This window comes from Micromonospora sp. M42 (genome assembly GCF_000568915.1).
Taxonomy (GTDB): domain Bacteria; phylum Actinomycetota; class Actinomycetes; order Mycobacteriales; family Micromonosporaceae; genus Micromonospora; species Micromonospora chalcea.
In genome coordinates this window covers 1,482,016-1,503,037 of the sequence record NZ_KK037233.1, presented here as the reverse complement: position 1 = coordinate 1,503,037, position 21,022 = coordinate 1,482,016, and the positions used below count along the sequence as shown (strand labels likewise).

The following is a 21,022-nucleotide window of genomic DNA, read 5'->3' as shown; positions in this document are numbered from 1 at the left end:
CCCGCTGGGGCTGCCCCGGCTGCTCGCCGCCGCGGGCGGTGATCCGCTGGCGCAGGGCGGCGGGGTGCTGGCGCTGATCGCGCCGCCCGGTCTGGACGCGGCCGGGCAGGTCGAGTTCGGACGCGTGCTGATGCGGATGTGGCTGACGCTGCACACGGCCGGGCTGGCCGCGCACCCGCTCAGTCAGCTCGTCGACGTCGCAGCCACCCGTGGCGCGCTCGGCACGCTGCTGGACGTGGCGCCGGAGCGGATCGTGCACGTGGCCCGGGTGGGCCGGCCGGCCGCGCCCGCGCCCCGCTCGGCCCGGCGAGTGCGCCACGGATCGCGTCTGTTAGCGGTAACACCCCTTGACGCGATGTCACTTCATCCATGAGAGTCCATGTTGGCCGACGTGTCGCCCGGTCGGGAGCCCTGGGCGCGGAGTGGCAGGAACGCGGCGTCCGGGTGTGCGAGGCGCAATCTGTTAGCGATAACAGGGCAGCGCCGCGCATCCGGACCCGCCTCTGATCCGCGCGGTTGGGAGAAAAGCATGTCTGAAGTGACACGACGCAACGTCATCAAGGCCGCAGCGGCCGGCGCCGGCGCCGCGCTGGTGCCGGCCGCCTGGAGCGCCGCCGCCCGCGCCGGCTCGGCGGCGCCGGCGCAGGTGCTCGCCGCGAACGACCTGGCGCTCTGGTACGACGAACCGGCCGGCACCGACTGGCTGCGCGCCCTGCCGATCGGCAACGGGCGGCTCGGCGCGATGGTGTTCGGCAACGTGGACACCGAACGGCTCCAGCTCAACGAGGACACCGTCTGGGCCGGCGGCCCGTACGACTCGGCGAACACCCGGGGCGCGGCCAACCTGGCCGAGATCCGGCGTCGCGTCTTCGCCGACCAGTGGACCTCGGCCCAGGATCTGATCAACCAGACCATGATGGGCAGCCCCGGCGGTCAGCTCGCCTACCAGACCGTCGGCGACCTGCGGCTCTCCTTCGGGTCGGCGAGCGGGGCGACGCAGTACAACCGGACGCTGGACCTCACCACCGCCACCGTCACCACCACGTACGTGCTGAACGGTGTCCGGTACCAGCGGGAGGTGTTCGCCAGCGCGCCCGACCAGGTGATAGTGCTCCGGCTGACCGCCGACCGGGCGAACGCGATCACGTTCTCCGCCGCGTTCGACAGCCCGCAGCGGACCACCGTGTCCAGCCCGGACGGCGCGACAGTCGCGCTCGACGGCATCTCCGGCTCGATGGAGGGGGTCAACGGCTCGGTGCGGTTCCTCGCGCTGGCCAACGCCGCCGTCACCGGCGGCACGGTGAGCAGCTCCGGCGGCACGCTGCGGGTGTCCGGCGCGACCAGCGTGACGGTCCTGATCTCGATCGGCACCAGCTACGTCAACTACCGCACCGTCAACGGCGACTACCAGGGCATCGCCCGCAACCGGCTGAACGCCGCCAAGAGCGTCGACGTCGACCAGCTCCGCACCCGCCACCGCGCCGACTACCAGGCGCTGTTCGACCGGGTCACGATCGACCTGGGCCGCACCGCCGCCGCCGACCAGCCCACCGACGTACGGATCGCGCAGCACGCAAGCACGAACGACCCGCAGTTCGCCGCGCTGCTGTTCCAGTTCGGGCGGTACCTGCTGATCTCCTCGTCGCGGCCGGGCACCCAGCCGGCGAACCTGCAGGGCATCTGGAACGACTCGCTCACGCCGTCCTGGGACTCGAAGTACACGGTCAACGCCAACCTGCCGATGAACTACTGGCCGGCTGACACCACGAACCTGTCCGAGTGCTTCCTGCCGGTCTTCGACATGGTCAAGGACCTCACCGTCACCGGCGCGCGGGTCGCCCAGGCGCAGTACGGCGCCGGTGGCTGGGTCACCCACCACAACACCGACGCCTGGCGGGGCGCGTCGGTGGTGGACGGCGCGTTCTGGGGCATGTGGCAGACCGGCGGGGCCTGGCTGAGCACGCTCATCTGGGACCACTACCTGTTCACCGGCGACCTCGGCTTTCTCCAGGCCAACTACCCGGCGCTCAAGGGCGCCGCCCAGTTCTTCCTCGACACCCTGGTCGCCCATCCGACGCTCGGCTACCTGGTGACGAACCCGTCGAACTCGCCGGAGCTGGCGCACCACGCCAACGCCAGCGTCTGCGCCGGACCCACGATGGACAACCAGATCCTGCGCGACCTGTTCGACGCCGCGGCCCGGGCGAGCGAGGTGCTCGGCGTCGACACCACGTTCCGGTCCCAGGTGCGTACGGCCAAGGATCGGCTGCCACCGAGCCGCGTCGGTTCCCGGGGCAACGTGCAGGAGTGGCTCGCCGACTGGGTCGAGACCGAGCGCACCCACCGGCACGTCTCCCACCTGCACGGGCTGCATCCCGGCAACCAGATCACCAGGCGGGGCACCCCGGCGCTGTACGAGGCCGCCCGCAAGACGCTGGAGCTGCGGGGCGACGACGGGACCGGCTGGTCCCTCGCCTGGAAGATCAATTTTTGGGCCCGGCTGGAGGACGGCGCCCGCGCCCACAAGCTCCTGCGCGACCTGGTCCGCACCGACCGGCTCGCGCCGAACATGTTCGACCTGCACCCGCCGTTCCAGATCGACGGCAACTTCGGCGCCACCTCGGGCATCGCCGAGATGCTGCTGCACAGCCACACCGGGGAGCTGCACCTGCTGCCCGCGCTCCCCAGCGCCTGGCCCGCCGGCAGGTCGCGGGACTGCGCGGCCGGGGTGGCTACACGGTGGCGCTGGCCTGGAGCAACAGCCAGGCCGACGAGATCAGCGTCCGCGCCGACCGCGACGGCACGCTGCGACTGCGGTCCCGGCTGTTCACCGGCGCCTTCACCCTCACCGACGTCACCGACGGCAGCACACCGGCCACCACCCGGCCGGAGTCCGACGTCGTCGCGCTCACCGTCCGCGCCGGCCACACCTACCGGGCGGCCCGGCCCGGCGTGACACCCTCGCCGACGTCCACGCCGTCACCGACCCCGACTCCGACCCCGACCACCAGCTCGCCGGCGCCGTCCGGCGCGCGTGCCACGTACGCGATCACCGGCTCCTGGTCCGGCGGCTTCCAGGCCGAGGTCACGGTGACCGCCGGCGCCACCGCGATCCGCGGCTGGACGGTGTCCTGGACGTTCCCGAACGGTCAGGTGATCAACCAGATCTGGAGTGGCACGCACACCCAGAGCGGCGCGAACGTCACGGTGCGCAACGTCGACTACAACGGCTCGGTGCCGGCCGGCGGCTCCACCACGTTCGGCTTCATCGGCACGGCCGGCGGCACCAACAACCCGCCGACGAACCTCACCTGCACGACCACCTGACCGCTGACGCGCCCCGCCGCGGCAACCCGGCCGGGGCGGGGCGTGCCGACGGTCAGGCCAGCAGCGTCTCGCGCAGCCGCGCGCCCAGGTTGAACTCGCCGACCACCCGGGGACCGGCCGGGTCGTACACGGCGATGCGGTGGTTGCGGCGCATCATCTCCCGCACCGCCGGCGGCAGCCGGGGCGGGTCGTCCATCGTCGCGAGCACCCGCGCGCCGGTGCCCATCAGCCGCTCCACCAGCGACGCGCTGTCGGTGTCCACACGCACCCGGCCGAACTCCCAGCCGGCCGTGGTCAGGTCGAGCACCTCGAACAGGCGCGTCACGAACGGCTGCGGATCGGTCACCTTGTCCAGCCGGTCGGCCCGCCCGCCGACCGCCGCCACGGCGCCGGCCACCTGCGCGTACGGGTGCAGCCCGCTGGGCAGCGCGCCGAGCGGCCAGCGCAGCGCGGGCCCGGCCTCCTTCCACAGGGGCCGGTAGTTGCGGCGGTGCACCAGCAGCCGCCGGCCGGTACGCCGGAACACCTCGTGCGCCTGGCCCAGCAGGTCGGCGTGCGCCTGGTCGGCGGCCTCGCAGACGATCCCGGCGGCCACCACGAGACCGTCGTCATCGGACAGCAGCCGGGTGATCGCGTCGGCCTGCTCCGGGAACCGGAGGCGGGCGTGCGCCCCGTAGGACTGCCGCACGTCCCGCAGCAGCTCCTGCTGACGTGTCGGGTCCAGTTCGACCCGTCCGCCACCGAGCAACCGCTGGAGCCAACCCATCGTGCCTCGCTTCCGTCGCCGTCTGCGGACCGGGCAATGCTAGTTCGTCGGCCGATGCTCGTATGGTGACGGGGTGACCGATCGATCCCTGACCCTGATGGCGGTGCACGCGCACCCCGACGACGAGGCGACGAGCACCGGCGGCATCCTGGCGCGCTACGCGGCCGAGGGCGTGACCACTGTGCTCGTGACCTGCACCGACGGGGGGTGCGGCGACGGCCCCGGCGGAATCAAGCCGGGCGACCCCGGGCACGACCCGAAGGCCGTGGTCGAGATGCGCCGCGCCGAGCTGGCCGCGAGCTGCGAGGCGCTCAAGGTGACCCACCTGGAGACGCTCGACTACGGCGACTCCGGGATGATGGGCTGGGCCACGAACGACGCGCCCGGCGCGTTCTGGAACACGCCGGTGGCCGAGGCGGCCGGCCGGCTGGCCGAGCTGATCCGGCGCTACCGTCCCGACGTCGTCGTCACCTACGACGAAAACGGCTTCTACGGCCACCCGGACCACATCCAGGCCCACCGCATCACCATGGCCGCCGTCGAACAGACCGGCATCCCGGCCAAGGTCTACTGGACCACCGTGCCGCGCAGCGCGTTCCAGCAGTTCGGCACCGTCATGCGCGAGATCGGGGTGGAGTTCCCCGAGCCGGAGGCGACCGACGAGATGCCGGCGCTGGGCCTGCCGGACGACGAGATCACCACCTGGGTCGACACCAGCGGCTACGGCGGGCAGAAGTTCGCGTCGCTCGCCGCGCACGCCAGCCAGGCGGAGAACATCTTCTTCCTGCGCCTCGGGCAGGAGCGGTTCACCGAGCTGATGGGCATGGAGACGTTCGTACGGGTGCGGGACACCACCGGCGCGCCGACGCCGGAGGACGACCTGTTCGCCGGGCTGCGCTGACCGGCCGCCGGCCCGGTCCGGCGTGTCGTCGGCCGGGCCGCTCATCTCAGGCCGCGACGGTCTGCGCGGCCAGGTGCGCGAGCACGACACGGACGTCACCGCCGGTGTCGGCCATGACCTGACGTTGCCGGGTGGCGCCGGTGCCCTCGCGGCGCACCCGGTCGATCTCGCGCCGGACCAGGTCCAGATCGCCGTGGCGGGTCAGCGCGGGCGTGACGATGCCGAGCATGTCGTCGACGAGGTCCCAGGCGGGCCGGGGCCGCCCGGTGCGCAGGTCGACCAGGTCACCGTCCACGCCGTCGTGCGCGGCCCGCCAGTGCGCGGCGGCGACGAGGCAGTCGCGGATGCGCTGGGCCGGCACACCGTCGCGGATGTCGTCGATCGCGGTGGCGACCAGCGCCCGGACCAGCCCGGCGATCAGGACGGTGTCGTCGACTGTGGGGCAGACGTCGCCGACGCGGATCTCCACTGTGGGGTACGCCGCCGACGGGCGGGCGTACCAGTAGACCATCGCGGCGTCGAGCATGATGCCGGCGGTGATCAGGTCCCGGACCGTGGCGTCGTAGTCGGCGGCCGAGTGGAAGTGCGGCGTCGGCCCGATGCTCGGCCACCGTTCCAACTGCATCGAGCGCCAGCTGGCGTGCCCGGTGTCCCGCCCGTCGTGCAGCGGCGAGTTGGTGGTGAGCGCCTGCACCACCGGCAGCCACGGGCGCAGGTGGTTGCACACCTGCACGGCCAGCTCCCGGTCGGGTACGCCGACGTGGACGTGGCAGCCGCAGACCGCCGGGTCGTGGGCCACCGGGCCGAACCGGCGGGACATGTCGTGGTAGCGCTGCTCGTCGGGCACCGTGCGGTGGGCCTCGCAGACCGGGGTGGCGCCGACGGCGACCAGTTGCGCCCCGGCCGCGTCGGCCGCCCGGGCGGCCGCCCGGCGTAGCGTGACCAGGTGCTCGCGGAGCTGACCGAGGTCGGGGCTGACCGGGGTCACCATCTCCACCATGCTGTGCCGGAACTCCTGCCGGCTCTGCTCGCGTGCGGTCCCGGAGAGCGCGTCGCGGACCCGGTCGGCGACCGGCATGCTCTCGCCGGTGACGGGGTCCAGCAGCAGGAACTCCTCTTCCACCCCGAGGGTCAGGACGGTGGGGATCTCCGGTGTCGGGGTGGTGGCGGTGGTGGTGGGCCGCGGCCTCACCGACGGCTCCACCGGCACGGAACGGTCGGCAGCTCGTCGTGAGGCGGGATCATGTCTCGACGGTACGAGGCCGGGGGCCGTCCCGAGGCTGTTTCCGCCGACCACCGCCCCCGCGGGTGGCGCGGGGGCGGTGGGGTCGCTCAGCAGGACGTCGCTCAGCAGTCGTAGTACATGGCGAACTCGTGCGGGGTCGGACGCAGGCGTACCGGGTCGACCTCGTTGGCGTTCTTCCAGTCGACCCAGGTGGAGATCAGGTCGGCGGTGAAGACGTTGCCGTCGAGCAGGTAGTCGTGGTCGGTCTCCAGCGCCGCCAGCGCCTCGCTGAGGGAACCGGGCACCTGCTTGACGTCGCCCCACTCCTCCGGGGGCAGGTCGTAGAGGTCCTTGTCGATCGGGGCGGGCGGCTCGATCTTGTTCTTGATGCCGTCGAGACCGGCCATGAGCATGGCGGCGAACGCCAGGTACGGGTTGCTGGACGGGTCCGGCACGCGGAACTCGACGCGCTTGGCCTTCGGGTTGCTGCCGGTCACCGGGATGCGGGTGCAGGCGGAGCGGTTGCGCTGGGAGTAGACCAGGTTGACCGGCGCCTCGAAGCCGGGGACGAGACGGCGGTACGAGTTGATGGTCGGGTTGGTGAAGGCCAGCAGCGAGGGGGCGTGGTGCAGCAGGCCGCCGATGTACCAGCGGGCGGTGTCGGACAGGCCGGCGTAGCCGGTCTCGTCGTAGAACAGCGGCTCGCCGCCGCGCCACAGGCTCTGGTGGGTGTGCATGCCGGAGCCGTTGTCACCGAACACCGGCTTGGGCATGAACGTCGCGGTCTTGCCGTGCGCCCACGCCTCGTTCTTGATCAGGTACTTGAACAGCTGAAGGTCGTCGGCCGAGTGCAGCAGCGTCGAGAACCTGTAGTTGATCTCCGACTGCCCGCCGGTGCCCACCTCGTGGTGCGAACGCTCCACTGTGAAACCGGCGTCCACCATCCGGCGGACCATGCTGTCGCGCAGGTCGGCGTAGTGGTCGACCGGGGGCACCGGGAAGTAGCCGCCCTTGTAGGCGGTCTTGTAGCCGCGGTTGCCGCCCTCCTCGATCCGCCCGGTGTTCCAGGCGCCTTCGATCGAGTCGATGTAGTAGAACGACTGGTGCGCCGAGGTCTCGTGGCGGATGGAGTCGAAGATGTAGAACTCCGCCTCCGCGCCGAAGTACGCGGTGTCGGCGATGCCGCTCGCCGCCAGATACGCCTCGGCCTTCTTCGCCACGTTGCGCGGATCCCGGGAGTACGCCTCCCTGGTGAACGGGTCGTGGACGAAGAAGTTCAACGCGACGGTCTTCTGCGCGCGGAACGGGTCCACGAACGCGGTCGCCACGTCCGGCAGCAGCAGCATGTCCGATTCGTGGATCGACTGGAAGCCGCGGATCGAGGAGCCGTCGAAGGCGAGGCCGTCGGTGAACACGCTGTCGTCGAACGACTCGACCGGCAGGTTGAAGTGCTGCATCACGCCGGGCAGGTCACAGAAACGTACGTCGACGAACTTCACGTCCTCGTCGGTGAGGTATCGCAGGAGTTCCTCGGAATTGGCGAACACACGTCCTCCTGGCAGGCGTCGTTGATCCTGGCCACGTCCCGTGGCCGGACCGCCCGGGGACATGGCCCGTACCGCCACCGTACGACGGCGCGCCGTGCCCGGCTCGCCAACCGCCCATCCGGGTTTCCTACGCCACAGGCCGGGTAGTCGCCGTACCCGGCGGACCGCCCGGGGGAGACGACGCGGCGGGAGGTTGGCATGGTGGGTGCTCCGCGACTGACCGGTGGGCGCTGAGATGTGCGGGATCAGCGGTGAGGCCAGGTTCGACGGGGTCACCCCCGACACCGACGCGGTGAACCGGATGACAGCGGCGATGCGCTCACGCGGCCCGGACGGTGAGGGCGCGTGGGACGACGGCTGGATCGCGCTGGGGCACCGCCGGCTGACAGTCATCGACCTGTCCGAGGCCGGCGCGCAGCCGATGGTCCGCGACGACCTCGGCCTGGCGCTCGTGTTCAACGGCTGCGTCTACAACTACCCGCAGCTGCGCGACGAACTGATCTCCGCCGGGCACACGTTCCACAGCACCAGCGACACCGAGGTGATCCTGGTGGCGTACGCGCAGTGGGGTGAGCGGTTCGTCGACCACCTGGTCGGCATGTTCGCCGTGGCGCTGGTGGACCGGCGTCGCCGCCGGCTCGTGCTGGCCCGCGACCGGCTCGGCATCAAGCCGCTGTACCTCGCCGAGTCCCCGGGCCGGCTCCGGTTCGCCTCCACGCTGCCGGCGCTGCTGGCCGGGGGCGACGTCGACACCGGCATCGACCGGGTCGCGCTGCACCACTACCTGTCGTGGCACTCGATCGTGCCGGCGCCCCGCACCATCCTGCGCGGCATCCGCAAGCTGCCCCCGGCCACCGTGCGGGTGGTGGACGCCGACGGGCACAGCAGCGAGCGCGTCTACTGGCGGCCCGAGTACCGGCGCGACCGGGCCCACGACGGCATGGACGCCGCCGACTGGCGGGCCGCCGTCGGGGACGCGCTGCGCACGGCCGTACGCCGCCGGCTGGTCGCCGACGTGCCGGTCGGGGTGCTGCTCTCCGGCGGCCTCGACTCCAGCATGATCGTCGCGCTGCTCGACGGCGCCGGTCAGCACCACCTCCAGACGTTCAGCATCGGGTTCGACAGCCGCGGCGACGAGGCCGGCGACGAGTTCCACTACTCCGACCTGGTCGCCCGCGCGTTCGGCACCGACCACCACCGCATCCAGCTCTCCGACGGCGATCTCGGCCCGGCCGTACGCGCCACCGTGGCGGCCATGACCGAACCGATGGGCAGCCACGACGTGGTGGCGTTCCACCTGCTCTCCGAGCAGGTCGCCCGGCACGTGAAGGTGGCGCAGTCGGGCCAGGGCGCCGACGAGGTGTTCGCCGGCTACGGCTACCACCACCGGCTCGCCGACGCGGCGCGGGAGAACGCCGCGGCCGAGTTCACCGCCGCGTTCTTCGACCGCGATCACGCCGAGCTGAACCGGGTGGTCGACCCCGCGTACACCTGTGAGCGCGACGCCAGCGGCGAGCTGGTCGCCGCGGACCTGGCCGCGCCCGGCGCGCAGACCGCCGTGGACGCGGTGCTGCGCCTGGACACGCACCTGATGCTGCCCGACGACCCGGTCAAACGGGTCGACAGCATGAGCATGGCCTGGGGACTGGAGGTGCGCACGCCCTTCCTCGACCAGGACCTGGTGGCGCTCGCCGCGGCCTGCCCGCCCGAGCACAAGCTGGCCCAGGGCGGCAAGGGCGTGCTCAAGGAGGTGGCCCGGGAAGTGCTGCCGGCCGAGGTCATCGACCGGCCCAAGGGCTACTTCCCGGTGCCGGCGCTGCGCAACGTCGACGGGCCCGTGCGAGAGTTGGTGGTCGAGGCGCTCAGCGCGCCCGAGGCACGCCGGCGCGGGTTGTTCCGCCGGGAGTACGTCGACGAGCTGCTGGCCGAGCCGGACCGGGCGCAGGCCGCCGCCGGCAGCAACAAGCTGTGGCAACTGGGCCTGCTGGAGTTGTGGCTGCAGTCGCACGGCGTGAGCTGAAGGGCCGCCCGGCCCGGGGCGGCGAGAGGAGCATGGTGAAGTTCGTCATCGAGAGCGAAGCCGACGGCACCGTGGGGTTCACCGTGGTCGGCGGCGACGGGCGGGTGCTCGCCACCGGGCAGCCCTGCCCGGACAAGGGTGCGGCGCTGGCCGCGGTGGGTGAGCTGATGCACGGGCTGGGTGAAGCCTGCATCGAGGACCGGACGGGGGCGACCGCCGGGCCGGTGGCCGGCACCCGGACCGAGATCGGCGACGACATGTCGGACATCGGCCGCTCCGGCATCCCGCCGGTCTGAGGCTGCTTCCGTGGCCGCCCTCCGGGGCGGCTGGAACCCGCCCGGTCGGCCGGGCGGGTTCGTGCGCTCACTGCTCGTCGTCGAGCACGTCCGTGTGGCCGTCGCGGGTGACGGTGGGCGGGAGGTGCTCGTCCGGCTGGGGCGCCTCGGCCAGCGTGTGGTGCGGGTCGCCGTCGGGCGAGAACAGCACCCGATCGGTCTTGCGGGTCTTCTCCTGCTCCTCCTCCGGCTCAGTCACCGCGTTCTCCCTCCGCTCACCGGCGCCCCGGGCAGGCCACCTCGCCCCACGCTATGCGCCGGACGGGCCCCGGGAGCGGGTTTCCGCCCGACGGCCGCCCCGCACCCGGCCCTGGTCGTCCCGACATGCCGACCCCCTCGCCGTCACGTACGGTAGCGCCGAAGCTGAGCCCGCATGGTTCACCTCGGGCCACTTTGCTCTGCAGCCATCGACGCGACGGTGACTCACGGCTACCGCCGCGTATGAGGCTGCAGAGCAAAGTCGGCGGAGAGGCAACAGCATCGTCAACGACCAGTCGAGCATCTTGGCTGCTCAGGCGCAGTGTGCGCGGAAAGGCGGTGCATTCGCCCCAGGAGCCGCCCCTCACTCACTGTGACGATGTGCTGCATCGGGATCGAGGTGACGGACAGTCACCACCTGGCCTGGGCTCGGGTCGCCGAAGGGGCCGATCAGGGCGGCCACGGTGGCGTGCCGCGCGGCCGGATCGGCGCGGGTGGCCCGGGCGACGACCGCGCGTTCCGCGGTGGTGCCGCGCCAGCCGGACGGGCCGTCGAGCGGGTGGCGAAGCGTGCGACCGAGCGCGTGGGCCGTGGGGCGGTCGTCGACGGTCGCGCCCCGGGTCAGCTCCTGCGGCGACAGGTAGCGGCGGGAGCCGGGCAGCCGGCCGGAGTCGAGCACGAACGGTCCCGGCCGGTACTCGGCCAGGTCGATCAGCCACATCCGGCGGGCATCGAAGTCGTAGAGGCCGGAGTCAGTCCACCACCTCGATGACGTCGCCCGGCGCGCGGCGCGGCGCCGGCGGCAGCTCGGCCTCCGGGCCCCAGCCGACGCGCACGATCAGGTACGGGCTGCCGATGCCGGCGAGCAGGTCACGCATCATCCGGCGCGGCCAGGCCAGCTCGACGGCGTCGCTGAGCGGTGCGCTGGCCAGCCCTTCGGCGGTGGCGGTGAGCAACAGCGCCGACAGCGCCTCGCCGCCGCGCAGCCAGGCGGCGGGCTCGTCGTCCTCACCGAACAGGATCAGGTACGCCGCGCCGCGGTCGAAGTCCGTGCCCGCGCTGAGGCCGGCCGCCCCGCCGGGCGCGTAGTCGCGCAGCGGCACCCGCCGTGGAGGAGGGCCGCACGGCGGTGGCTGCGGGCACGCCGTCGCCGCTGCCCGGCGGCCGGTTGGTCCACCGGTTCAGCTCCTCCCGGTACGCGGGGTCGGCCAGCTCCGCCTCGGCGGCGCGGCCGGTGGACACGGCGAGCATCGGCATCTGGTCCGGCCGGACCACGTGCAGGTGGGCGCCCTCGGCTTCGACGGCGTCACCGAGCCGGGCCAGCACCGCCTCCGGCACCGGCCGGTCGCCGTACGCCCGCCGGTCGGTGCGGCGGCGCGGGATCGCGTCGACGAGCCGGCCCGCCGGCACGTCCAGGTCGATCGGGCCGGTCGTGCGGATCCGGGCCAGCAACGACGGGTCGGACGGGTCGGGCAGCCGCTCGACCACCGCCGCCCATCCGAACGCCGCCAGCGACACGCGCGCGTGGTGCAGGGCGGCGCCGCAGCTCAGCATCAGCAGCCGGCCCTCCGGGTCGGTGTGCGTGAGCTGCCGATCCGGGTCGCCGCGCAGCTCCAGCGCGTCCGCGGTGATCCGCCAGCGCCAGGGCTGGGTGTTGAACACCGACGGGGCGTGCAGGGACTGCCGGGCTGCCGCCTCCAGCACGCGTACCCTCGGGTCCTGGTCGGTGCGGGTCGGTGCGCTGGTCATGGCGGCCCTCCTTGTTGCTCGTCCCCTTCCGAGCCTGCCCGCCGCCGTGGCGGGCGGACAGGGCCGGAGGTCCCGGCCGCACCGGGCCGTGCGCCCCGGCGCGGCGTCAGGCGGCGTCCGGCTCCGGGGGTACGGCCAGCGCGATCGTGAGGTCGAGGACGGCGGCGGGGTCGAGCAGCCGGTCGCCGAACAGCTCACGGAGCTTGCCCATCCGGTAGCGGACGGTCTGCGGATGCACGAACAGGTCGGCGGCCACGTCGTCGCGGCGTCCCTGGTGCAGCAGCCACGACCGCAGCGTCTCGGCCAGCCGGTGCGCGGTGGCCGGGGGCAGCGCGGCCAGCGGCGCGAGGGCCTGCGCGCGCAGGTCGGCCAGGGCCTCCGGGTCCATGCTGAGCAGCAGCGTGGCCAGGTGACGCTCGGTGTCGACCGGTCCGGCGTCCGGCTCGCCGAGGCCGAGCGCGAGCGCCCGGGTGGCCCGCTGGTACGACGCGGCGACCCGGTGCCAGGGGCGGGCCGGGCCGAGCACCGCCCGGTGCCCGTGCAGCAGCCGGGTGAGCTGGCGGCGCCGGCCGCCGTGCATGTCCGGCACCAGCAGTACGGCCAGCTCCTCGACCGGGTTCATGCCGGGCAGGTCCTCGCCGCTCTCCAGCGTGTGCGGGCTGAGCAGCGCCAGAACGGCGCGCAGGTGCCGGCGGGGCAGCAGCACCACCGTCAGCGTCTGCGGCGGCGGCCAGTCGGCGCGCTCCGCGCTGCGCCGCAGCGACTCCTCCGGCTCACCGGCCAGCAACTGCTGGGTGAGCCGTTCCAGGCTGCGGCGGCGCATCCGGCCGGCGCTGGCCAGCTCGTCGGCGTGCCCGGCCACGCTCGCCGCGGACAGCTCGTCGATGTACGCGAACATCAGCTCGGCGAACTCGGCCACCGTCTCGGCGGCGAGCCCGCTGCGCACCGTCGTGGTGGACACCTCACGCCAGGCCACCCGGGCGCCCACCCGGTACGCGGCCAGCAGCGCGTCCATGCTGCGCCCCGAGCGGGCCTCACCGCTGCCCAGCGCGTACGCGGCCTCCAGCGCCGGGGCCAGGGGAGTGCTCGGGTCGAACGCCTGGGTACCCTCGATGAGCTGGAGGAACGTGCCGAGCGCGATGCGTACCGCGTTTTCGATCTTCGCCCGCATGGCACCGGTGAGCGCGCCGGAGTAGTCCGGCACCTCGGCGGTGATCGCGGAGACGGTCCGTTCGGCGACCATCGGCAGCCGGTCGCGCAGCGTCGCGGCCATGCCGGCCTCGAGGTTGAGGTGCGCGGCGCGCTGCCCAGTGCCGGCCTCCAACGTCATGTTGTTCCCTCCGAACAAAAACCCGCGACCGTTTCACCTTTGTCGGTCAAGATGTTATGCGATCGGGCGGTCACGCTGGTCATATGACCACAACTGCCTCCCGCCGCCCTCAGAAGGTCACCTTCCGGGACAGGCTGCTGCGGCTGGCCGGAACGGTCACCACGCCGGTGCTGCCCGACGACTACCTCGACCTGATCGCGCCGCTGCGCGCCGGCGCCCCGCTGCGCGGCCGGATCGTCGCCGTCCGTCCGGAGACCCGGGACGCGGCCACGCTGGTGATCCAGCCCGGCCGCGCCTGGCAGGGCCACCTGCCTGGGCAGTACATCCGCCTCGGCGTCGACGTCGACGGCGTGCGCCAGTGGCGCGCGTACTCGGTCACCTCCGCGCCGGACGCCCCCGACGGCCGGATCAGCGTCACCGTGAAGGCCATCCCCGACGGCAAGGTCAGCAACCACCTCGTACGCCGGATCCGGCCCGGCACGCTGATCCACCTCGACCAGGCCCAGGGCGACTTCGTGCTCCCGAGCGCGACGCCCGAGCGCGTCCTGTTCGTCACCGCCGGCAGCGGCATCACCCCGGTCATGGGGATGCTGCGCTCCGGGCTGGCCGACCGGGCCGACGTGGTGCTCGTGCACTCCGCGCCCACCCGCGACGACGTCATCTTCGGTACGGAACTGCGCGCGCTCGCCGACCGCGGCGCGCTGCGGCTGGTCGAGCGGCACACCGACACCGACGGCCTGCTCGACGTCGCCGAACTCGCCGCCCTGGTGCCCGACCACCTCGACCGCGAGGCGTGGGCCTGCGGCCCGATCGGCATGCTCGACGCGGTCGAGGGGTACTGGTCCTCGAACGGCCTCGTCGAACGGTTGCACACCGAGCGGTTCCGCCCGACGGTGATCACGCCGGGCGAGGGAGGCACGGTGACCTTCACCGGAGCAGGGGTGACAGTCGAGTCCGACGGCGCCACCACCCTGCTCGACGCGGGGGAGAACGCCGGAGTGCTGATGCCTTCCGGGTGCCGGATGGGCATCTGCTTCGGCTGCGTCGTACCGCTGCGCCAGGGCGCCGTCCGTGACCTGCGCAACGGCGACGTCACCACTGCCGTACCGGGGGACGGCGTGCTCGTCCAGACGTGCGTGTCGGCCGCCGCCGGTACCTGCGACATCGATCTCTGACAGGAGCCACCCACGTGACCGTCATCCAGAAGAAGGCCGTCAACCCGATCGCCCACCTGAGCGCCGAGGACATCGAGATCATCGGCAAGGAGTTGGACGCGATCCGGGACCGGGTCCTCGCCGACCGGGGGGAGCGGGACGCCCGCTACATCCGCAAGGTGGTCAAGACCCAGCGGACACTGGAGATGAGTAGTCGCGCGGTGCTGTTGTTCTCGCTGTTCCCGCCGGCCTGGATCGTCGGCACGGCCGGCCTCACGGTCGCCAAGATCCTGGAGAACATGGAGATCGGGCACAACGTCCTGCACGGCCAGTGGGACTGGATGCGCGACCCGAAGATCCACTCCACCACCTGGGAGTGGGACCACGTCTCCCCGGCCGACCAGTGGAAGCAGTCGCACAACGAGCTGCACCACCGCTACACCAACGTCGTCGGCAAGGACAACGACCTCGGGTACGGCATCATGCGCGTCGACGAGGACCAGCCGTGGCACCCGATGCACCTCGGCCAGCCGCTGTGGAACCTGATCAACGCCATGTTCTTCGAGTACGGCATCGCCGCGTACGACATGGAACTCGGCGACCACCTCAAGCAGCGCAAGCTCAAGGACCCGAAGTTCCGGGCCAAGGCCCGCGCCGTCGGCCGCAAGATCCGCCGCCAGGTGCTCAAGGACTACGTGGTGCACCCGCTGCTGTCCGGCCCGTCGTTCCTGACCACGCTCGCCGCCACGTTCACCGCGAACCTGCTGCGCAACGTGTGGAGCCACTCGGTGATCATGTGCGGGCACTTCCCGAACGGCGTGGAGACGTTTGAGAAGACCTCCATCGAGGGCGAGACGCGCGGCGAGTGGTACCTGCGCCAGATGCTCGGCTCGGCCAACATCAGCGGCAGCCGGCTGCTGCACATCATGACCGGCAACCTGTCGTACCAGATCGAGCACCACCTCTTCCCCGACCTGCCCAGCAACCGCTACCAGGAGATCGCGCCGCAGGTACGCGCGCTGTTCGACAGGTACGGTCTGCACTACACCACCGGCCCCCTGCCCAAGCAGGTCGCCTCCGCGTGGTGGAAGGTCATCCGCCTGTCGCTGCCCAACCGCAACGACAGCCGGCAGCCGGTCGCCCCGGCCCCGCTGGTCTCCTCCGGCACGGCCTGACCGGGGCCGTTCGGTGCACGGCCGGTGAACTTCCACCGGCCGGCACCCGACCAGCCGCTGCACAGTCGGTATCCGCGCAGCTCAGAGCGGTCTTCGCGGCCGTCGTGACAGCCCCGCGTCCCCGTACACTCGCGCCCGTTGCGGGTGTACGGGGGAAGGGGTGGAACGCCGATGCGGCGCGTGGTCATGCTCGTCGACAACGCGGTCGAGGGTGACTCGCGGGTGCAGAAGGCGGCCCGCTCGGCCGCCGACGCCGGCTGGCACGTCACGCTGATCGGCTGCGCCCACGTCGACGCCGAACGCCGCTGGCGGCTCGGCGACGCCGAGGTACGCGTCCTGCCGCTCGCCGCCGTTGCCGCCTCGGGCGGTGGCGCTGGTTTGCGCGACGGCTCCGGCCTGCGTGGCGTGTCCGGTCTGCGCGGTGTGTCCGGGCTGCGGGCTCGGCTGGTGGCCCCGGGGCGGACTGCCGTTGCACGCGGCGCGGCTGGCCCGCCGGCCCGTCGAGCACGCCGAGGTCCGTTTTCTGGCGGGCCCGGCTGCGCGACGGGGCCTGGCGGCGGCTGGAGCCGGGCCTCTGGGACTACGAACGGGTCGCCGGACCGGTCGTCGACGACCTGCGCCCCGACCTGATCCACGCGCACGACTTCCGGATGCTCGGCGTGGCCGCCCGCGCCGTCGACCGCGCCCGCGCCGCCGGACGTGACGTCAAGCTGGTCTGGGACGCGCACGAGTGGCTGCCCGGCGCGCGGCCGCGTCGGGACAACGCCCGCTGGCTGCCCGCCCACCTCGGTTACGTCCGCGAGTACGTCGGTCACGCCGACGCGGTCGTCACCGTCTCCGACACGCTCGCCGACCTGCTGGTACGCGACCACGCCCTGCCCGAACGCCCGACCGTGATCCTCAACGCCCCGATCGCCGCCACCACGGAGACATCCGCTCCCGATCTGCGGAAGCGCTGCGGTCTGCCACCGGACACGCCGCTGCTGGTCTACAGCGGGGCGATGGCCGTGCAGCGCGGCGTGGACACGGTGGTCGAGGCGTTGCCGCTGCTGCCCGGCGCACACCTGGCGCTTGTCGTCGCCGACCCGGCCGCCGCCTACGTCCGCCAGGTCGTCGCCCGGGCGGCCCGGCACGGGGTGGGGGACCGGGTGCACGTGCTGCCGTACGTGCCGCACCGCCAGCTCGTCGCGTTCCTCGCCACCGCCGACATCGGGCTGATCCCGCTGCACCACTGGCCCAACCACGAGATCGCGCTGATCACCAAGTTCTTCGAGTACGCGCACGCGCGGCTGCCGATCGTGGTCAGCGACGTCCGCACCATGGCCGAGACGGTCCGCGCCACCGGGCAGGGCGAGGTGTTCCGTGCCCGCGATGCCGCCGACCTGGCCCGCGCAGTGCGGGCGGTGCTCGCGGATCCGGCCCGTTACCGCGCCGCGTACGAGGGTGAGGACTCCCCGCTCCCGGGGTGGACGTGGGAGGCGCAGGCCGAACGCCTCGACGTCCTCTACCGCCGCCTGCTCACCCCCATCCGCTGACGCCCACCGCCCACCGCCCACCGCCCGCCCGGGTGGAACACCACGGGTGTCTCCGGCCCGTTTTGACACCCATGGCGTTCCACCCGCACCCCGGGGGCGGCATGGTCAACTCCAGCTCGGCGAAGTGGCGGCATCCGAGGGGCGCCGACCCCGCCATTTCGGGGGAGTGGTGTTGATCATGGGCGGGCGGGCGGGCGGGCGGGCGGGCGCGAGGGCGGGGATGCCCCGGAAAAGTGGTGGGCGGGACAGGGGCGGCCGGGCTAGCGTCGATGTATGCAGAGCAGGCGCAGTCTTACCGCCGCGGCCGCGCGAGCTTCCCGCTCGCCGGTTGCTGCCGCCTGACCTGCCCCACACCCACGCCGGCGACCGGAAACGGTCCGCCGGCGTCGTCGTGTCGACGCCAACGCGCGCGGCGGGCCGTCCGGTCACCCGTACCCGGAAGGCACCCGCCATGACACCCGACGACATCACCCGGACGTTCCTCGACCACTACCACCGGCACGGCCATCAGGACGCGCCGGAAAGTTCACTCATTCCGCCACCCGGCGACCCGGTGCTGTTCACCACGTCCGGCATGCACCCGCTCACGCCGTACCTGCTGGGGCGCCCGCACCCGGGCGGGCGGCGATTGGCGAACGTGCAGCGGTGCCTGCGCACCACGGACCTGGACGAGGTCGGCGACGACACGCACCTGACCGTTTTCCAGATGCTCGGCTCGTGGTCGCTCGGCGACTACGACATCGCGACCAGCCTGCGCTGGGGCTTCGACCTGCTCACCGACGGGTTCGGCATCCCGGTGGAGAGGCTGCACGCCACGGTCTTCGGCGGTGGCAGCGGTGAAGGACCGGACGTCACCGCGCGGGACACCTGGACCGGGCTCGGTGTGCCGGTGGAGGCGCTGGGCGAGGACAACTGGTGGTCCAACGGCCCGACCGGCCCCTGCGGACCGGACTCGGAGATCTTCGTGTGGACCGGCGACGGCCCGCCCACCGGCACGCCCAGCAGCGACGCGCGGTGGGTGGAGGTGTGGAACCACGTGCAGATGCGCTACCACCGGCACCCCGACGGGCGGCTCACGCCGCTGCCGCACTCCAGCATCGACACCGGCATGGGCCTGGAACGGCTGGAGATGGTGTTGCGCGGCGACCGGTCCGTGTTCACCGGCGACGGGCTGCGCCGGTGGGTGGACGCGGTAGGCAACTGGGGCCTGCGCGGCACGGACCTGCGCGTGGTCGCCGACCACCTGCGGTCCGCGGTGGTCGTGCTCGGTGACGGGGTACGCCCCGGCAACACCGGCCGCGGGTACGTGCTGCGGCGGCTGCTGCGCCGCGCGCTCACCGTGCTGTGGCGCGACGACCCGGCGCGCATCCTCGACGGGCTGCCGCCCGAGCTGTACGCGGACACGCTGCGCCGCTTCCGTCAGCTGCCCGATCCGGGCACGCCGCCCGGCGAGCGACCGGCCGACGTCGGCTCGCTGCACGCCACGCTGGTGGACGAGGAGCGCCGCTTCCGCGGGCTGCTGCGACGCGGACGGCCGCTCGTGGACCGGGTACGGGAGCGTGGCCCGCTGACCGAGCGCGACTACCACTGGCTGCACGACACCCACGGGCTGCCCCGCGACCTGGTCGACGGCCTGCTCGCCGAGACGAGCTGAGCAGCGGCCGGGGGAGCGGGCCGGGCGGGCACCAGCCGGGGAGCAGCAGCCGGCTCAGCGGTGGCCGCCCGGCCGGGCCGGTGCCAGACTCGGAGGCGGACGCCACGCGAGGGAAGCGGACGCCGCCGTGAGGAGAGGGCTGCCGATGACCGAGGTACGGCCGGACGAGGAGACGGTGCCGCTGCTCGGCGCCGAGGTGCGCATCGCCGACGCGACGGGCCTGCTCGCCGCCGCCGTCGACGGGCCGGTGGAGCTGCTGGTCGACGGCGACTTCCCGGCCCCGGTGCGGGAGGTGCTCTGCACCGTGCGCGCCGACGTCGCGGACGGGCAGCCGGCGCACCGCTTCGAGGCGTACCTGCGGGTGGAGAGCACCCCGGCGGGCCTGCTCGCCCTCGGTCTGGCCGGGCCGGTCGGCGTGCTGCTCGCCGAGCGGCTGGCCGCCCGCGGCGGCGACGGCCCGGCCGCCGCGGTGGGCCGGATGGCCGCGGAGGCCGGACGGCGGATCTGGCCGCGACCGGTCGCCACGCTCGCCGCGCCGCCCGGCGACGAGGCGGGCCGGGAGGTGCTTGCGCGCGCCGGGAAGCCGGGCTGCGGCCCCGCGTCGACCAGACAACGGCACGACATAGATACGAGTTCCTACTCTAGCGCAGTCACGCCTATGGCACTATTTCTGCCACTGGCCGTTGACACGCACAGTACAATCCACGGGATCGTGCGGTGAACGGTAGTCGTTTGCTCGACTGACACTCGAGCCCTTTTACTACTATGTGCAGGGCGGGGAGAGGCTGCATATTCAAACGTGCATTGTCTCGAGGTAGGAAAGGGATCAGAGTCGTCGCTTGTAGTATCGGGCCGATAACGGATTTCGGGTGATAGCCATAATCCCTCCCCGGAGCAGGAGACCCGCGCTTGTCCTTCAGGAACTTGATCGAGTTGACGGAGATCAGAGTGCCAGGTACGGGCTGCAGCTCAAAAACTGACCGGACAACGCGATTTTAAAGATAGCCACACTCCCTTCTGGCTATGGGCCCCGGCGACGAGGCGGGCCGGGAGGTGCTGCGCGCGGCCCGGGAAGCCGGGCTGCGGCCCCGCGTCGACCAGGACAACGGCACGGTACGCATCCACGCCGACGTACCAAGCGCCGACGTGGGTCCGGCGCACCTGACGGCGATGCTCGGCCTGCTGCTCCAGGCCGTACGCGAGTTGTCCGGCGACAGCGACGAGCCGACCGTGCTGCGCGGACGGACGTACGTCGTGGGGCGGCGACCGGTGACGACGGCGGCCGGGCCGCGCAGCGCGACCGTGACCCTCGACCAGGTCGGCGGCCTGTCCGACGTGGTCGCGCAGTTCCGCGAGGTCGCGGTGTCGTTCCGGCACCCGGCGGCGATGGCCCGCTGGGGCGCGCGCCGGCCGCAGGGCATCCTGATGTACGGGCCGCCCGGCACCGGCAAGACCATGCTGGCCCGGGCCCTCGCCAACGAGGTCGGAGCGGACTTCGTGGAGATCCGCACCCCGGAGATCCTGGACAAGTACCTCGGCGGCTCGGAACGCAACATCAAGCGCATCTTCCGGGAGGCGCGCCGCTACCGGCGGCCCACAGTGATGCTGTTCGACGAATTCGACTCGATCATCAGCTACGCCGGCGCCGGCGGCGACGCGGCCAGCCAGGCCGTCAACGCCGTCGCGGGCATCTTCAAGCAGGAGATGAACACGCTGTTCGAGGAGAACCCCGACGTCATCGTGGTGGCCACCACCAACTTTCCGCACCGCGTCGACGCCTCGCTGATCCGCTCCGGCCGCTTCGACCTGAAGATCGCCATTCCGGCGCCGGACGAGAACGGACGCGCGGAGATCCTCACCAAGATGATCCGCGAGCTGATCGACCGGCACGAGCGGCCGGGTTTCACAATGTTCGCCGACGACCTCGACCCGGCCGCTCTCGCCGCCGACACGGCCGGGCTGACCGGCGCGGACCTTCGCGAGGCGCTGCGCCGGGTGCAACTCGCCAAGGCGCTCCGGGAGGCGGCGGAGGGTGCGCCGCCGGCTCCGATCGGTCAGGATGACGTGCGGGAGGCCGTCGCCGGGTTGCGCCGCGGCTGACCGGAA

At 72.6% G+C, this 21,022-nt stretch carries 18 protein-coding genes and 3 pseudogenes; 13 read left to right on the top strand and 8 right to left on the bottom strand.

Features of this window, described 5'->3' with window-relative positions:
* The 4 genes and pseudogenes from MCBG_RS06685 to MCBG_RS35040 all read left to right on the top strand — a co-directional run.
* Positions 1-373, top strand: a pseudogene (locus tag MCBG_RS06685) (nitroreductase); the annotation flags it as partial.
* 6 nt (positions 374-379) lie between these two features.
* A pseudogene (locus tag MCBG_RS35050) lies at positions 380-1,324 on the top strand (glycoside hydrolase N-terminal domain-containing protein); the annotation flags it as partial.
* Positions 1,325-1,779: 455 nt separating this feature from the next.
* Positions 1,780-2,877 (top strand): annotated as a pseudogene (locus MCBG_RS35045) (glycoside hydrolase family 95-like protein); the annotation flags it as partial.
* Between the two features lie 75 nt (positions 2,878-2,952).
* Positions 2,953-3,327 carry a cellulose binding domain-containing protein gene (locus MCBG_RS35040; RefSeq protein WP_369799355.1) on the top strand — a complete coding sequence of 125 codons (375 nt, stop codon included), beginning with the start codon at positions 2,953-2,955 and terminating at the stop codon, positions 3,325-3,327.
* Between the two features lie 52 nt (positions 3,328-3,379).
* Here the strand turns inward: MCBG_RS35040 and MCBG_RS06675 are convergent, their stop codons facing one another.
* Complete coding sequence (locus tag MCBG_RS06675; RefSeq protein WP_043324727.1) at positions 3,380-4,093, bottom strand: hypothetical protein; 714 nt, start codon at positions 4,091-4,093, stop codon at positions 3,380-3,382.
* A gap of 73 nt (positions 4,094-4,166) precedes the next feature.
* Between MCBG_RS06675 and MCBG_RS06670 the strand changes: the two genes are divergently transcribed.
* Positions 4,167-4,994, top strand: coding sequence for a PIG-L family deacetylase (locus tag MCBG_RS06670; protein WP_043324725.1), 828 nt, complete (start codon positions 4,167-4,169; stop codon positions 4,992-4,994).
* Positions 4,995-5,040: 46 nt separating this feature from the next.
* Here MCBG_RS06670 and MCBG_RS06665 read toward each other — a convergent pair whose 3' ends face one another.
* Positions 5,041-6,186, bottom strand: a complete 1,146-nt coding sequence (locus MCBG_RS06665) for a carboxylate-amine ligase (RefSeq protein WP_051611498.1) — start codon at positions 6,184-6,186, stop codon at positions 5,041-5,043.
* A 155-nt stretch (positions 6,187-6,341) separates the two neighbouring features.
* Positions 6,342-7,766 (bottom strand): type I glutamate--ammonia ligase, encoded by a 1,425-nt coding sequence (gene glnA / locus MCBG_RS06660; RefSeq protein ID WP_043324723.1) that lies wholly within the window; start codon positions 7,764-7,766, stop codon positions 6,342-6,344.
* Between the two features lie 235 nt (positions 7,767-8,001).
* On the opposite strand from glnA, the gene MCBG_RS06655 reads away from it, so the two are divergent.
* On the top strand, positions 8,002-9,786 hold the full coding sequence (locus MCBG_RS06655; RefSeq protein WP_043324721.1) for an N-acetylglutaminylglutamine amidotransferase: 1,785 nt from the start codon (positions 8,002-8,004) through the stop codon (positions 9,784-9,786).
* Between the two features lie 35 nt (positions 9,787-9,821).
* Positions 9,822-10,082, top strand: a complete 261-nt coding sequence (locus MCBG_RS06650) for a hypothetical protein (RefSeq protein ID WP_043330243.1) — start codon at positions 9,822-9,824, stop codon at positions 10,080-10,082.
* Positions 10,083-10,149: 67 nt separating this feature from the next.
* Here MCBG_RS06650 and MCBG_RS32935 read toward each other — a convergent pair whose 3' ends face one another.
* From MCBG_RS32935 to MCBG_RS06635, 5 genes are all read right to left on the bottom strand, one after another.
* Complete coding sequence (locus tag MCBG_RS32935) at positions 10,150-10,320, bottom strand: hypothetical protein (RefSeq protein WP_013285860.1); 171 nt, start codon at positions 10,318-10,320, stop codon at positions 10,150-10,152.
* Between the two features lie 363 nt (positions 10,321-10,683).
* The gene (locus MCBG_RS06645) at positions 10,684-11,040 is read right to left on the bottom strand and encodes a hypothetical protein (protein ID WP_223201112.1); all 357 of its coding nucleotides are present in this window, start codon (positions 11,038-11,040) and stop codon (positions 10,684-10,686) included.
* Positions 11,041-11,071: 31 nt separating this feature from the next.
* Positions 11,072-11,422, bottom strand: coding sequence for a hypothetical protein (locus tag MCBG_RS35035; RefSeq protein ID WP_369799278.1), 351 nt, complete (start codon positions 11,420-11,422; stop codon positions 11,072-11,074).
* Entirely contained in the window at positions 11,328-12,068 is a 741-nt protein-coding gene (locus MCBG_RS06640; RefSeq protein ID WP_369799277.1) for an Acg family FMN-binding oxidoreductase, read from the bottom strand. The genes MCBG_RS35035 and MCBG_RS06640 overlap by 95 nt, the downstream gene beginning before the upstream one ends.
* A 106-nt stretch (positions 12,069-12,174) precedes the next feature.
* Entirely contained in the window at positions 12,175-13,398 is a 1,224-nt protein-coding gene (locus tag MCBG_RS06635) for a PucR family transcriptional regulator (protein ID WP_043324720.1), read from the bottom strand.
* A gap of 83 nt (positions 13,399-13,481) precedes the next feature.
* Here MCBG_RS06635 and MCBG_RS06630 point away from each other — a divergent pair, with 83 nt between their 5' ends.
* The 6 genes from MCBG_RS06630 (at position 13,482) to MCBG_RS06605 (ending at position 21,016) form a co-directional block, all read left to right on the top strand.
* Entirely contained in the window at positions 13,482-14,573 is a 1,092-nt protein-coding gene (locus MCBG_RS06630; protein WP_043324719.1) for a ferredoxin reductase, read from the top strand.
* 14 nt (positions 14,574-14,587) lie between these two features.
* Complete coding sequence (locus tag MCBG_RS06625; protein WP_043324718.1) at positions 14,588-15,727, top strand: fatty acid desaturase family protein; 1,140 nt, start codon at positions 14,588-14,590, stop codon at positions 15,725-15,727.
* 257 nt (positions 15,728-15,984) lie between these two features.
* Positions 15,985-17,262 carry a glycosyltransferase family 4 protein gene (locus MCBG_RS06620; protein WP_198033336.1) on the top strand — a complete coding sequence of 426 codons (1,278 nt, stop codon included), beginning with the start codon at positions 15,985-15,987 and terminating at the stop codon, positions 17,260-17,262.
* Positions 17,263-17,713: 451 nt separating this feature from the next.
* A complete protein-coding gene (locus MCBG_RS06615; protein ID WP_043324716.1) occupies positions 17,714-18,916 on the top strand; it encodes an alanine--tRNA ligase-related protein in 1,203 nt (400 codons plus the stop codon).
* 145 nt (positions 18,917-19,061) lie between these two features.
* The gene (locus tag MCBG_RS06610) at positions 19,062-19,637 is read left to right on the top strand and encodes a hypothetical protein (RefSeq protein ID WP_043324715.1); all 576 of its coding nucleotides are present in this window, start codon (positions 19,062-19,064) and stop codon (positions 19,635-19,637) included.
* Positions 19,638-19,939: 302 nt separating this feature from the next.
* Complete coding sequence (locus MCBG_RS06605) at positions 19,940-21,016, top strand: ATP-binding protein (RefSeq protein ID WP_223201111.1); 1,077 nt, start codon at positions 19,940-19,942, stop codon at positions 21,014-21,016.
* Positions 21,017-21,022: the final 6 nt, after the last annotated feature.

Bases quoted from the DNA above. Each gene is read 5' to 3' on its own strand.
- MCBG_RS06645 (WP_223201112.1), bottom strand. From the start codon at position 11,040: ATGTGGCTGATCGACCTGGCCGAGTACCGGCCGGGACCGTTCGTGCTC.
- MCBG_RS06630 (WP_043324719.1), top strand. From the start codon at position 13,482: ATGACCACAACTGCCTCCCGCCGCCCTCAGAAGGTCACCTTCCGGGAC.
- MCBG_RS06675 (WP_043324727.1), bottom strand. From the start codon at position 4,093: ATGGGTTGGCTCCAGCGGTTGCTCGGTGGCGGACGGGTCGAACTGGAC.
- MCBG_RS06635 (WP_043324720.1), bottom strand. From the start codon at position 13,398: ATGACGTTGGAGGCCGGCACTGGGCAGCGCGCCGCGCACCTCAACCTC.
- MCBG_RS06610 (WP_043324715.1), top strand. From the start codon at position 19,062: ATGACCGAGGTACGGCCGGACGAGGAGACGGTGCCGCTGCTCGGCGCC.
- MCBG_RS06640 (WP_369799277.1), bottom strand. From the start codon at position 12,068: ATGACCAGCGCACCGACCCGCACCGACCAGGACCCGAGGGTACGCGTG.
- MCBG_RS06655 (WP_043324721.1), top strand. From the start codon at position 8,002: ATGTGCGGGATCAGCGGTGAGGCCAGGTTCGACGGGGTCACCCCCGAC.
- MCBG_RS06605 (WP_223201111.1), top strand. From the start codon at position 19,940: ATGGGCCCCGGCGACGAGGCGGGCCGGGAGGTGCTGCGCGCGGCCCGG.
- MCBG_RS06615 (WP_043324716.1), top strand. From the start codon at position 17,714: ATGACACCCGACGACATCACCCGGACGTTCCTCGACCACTACCACCGG.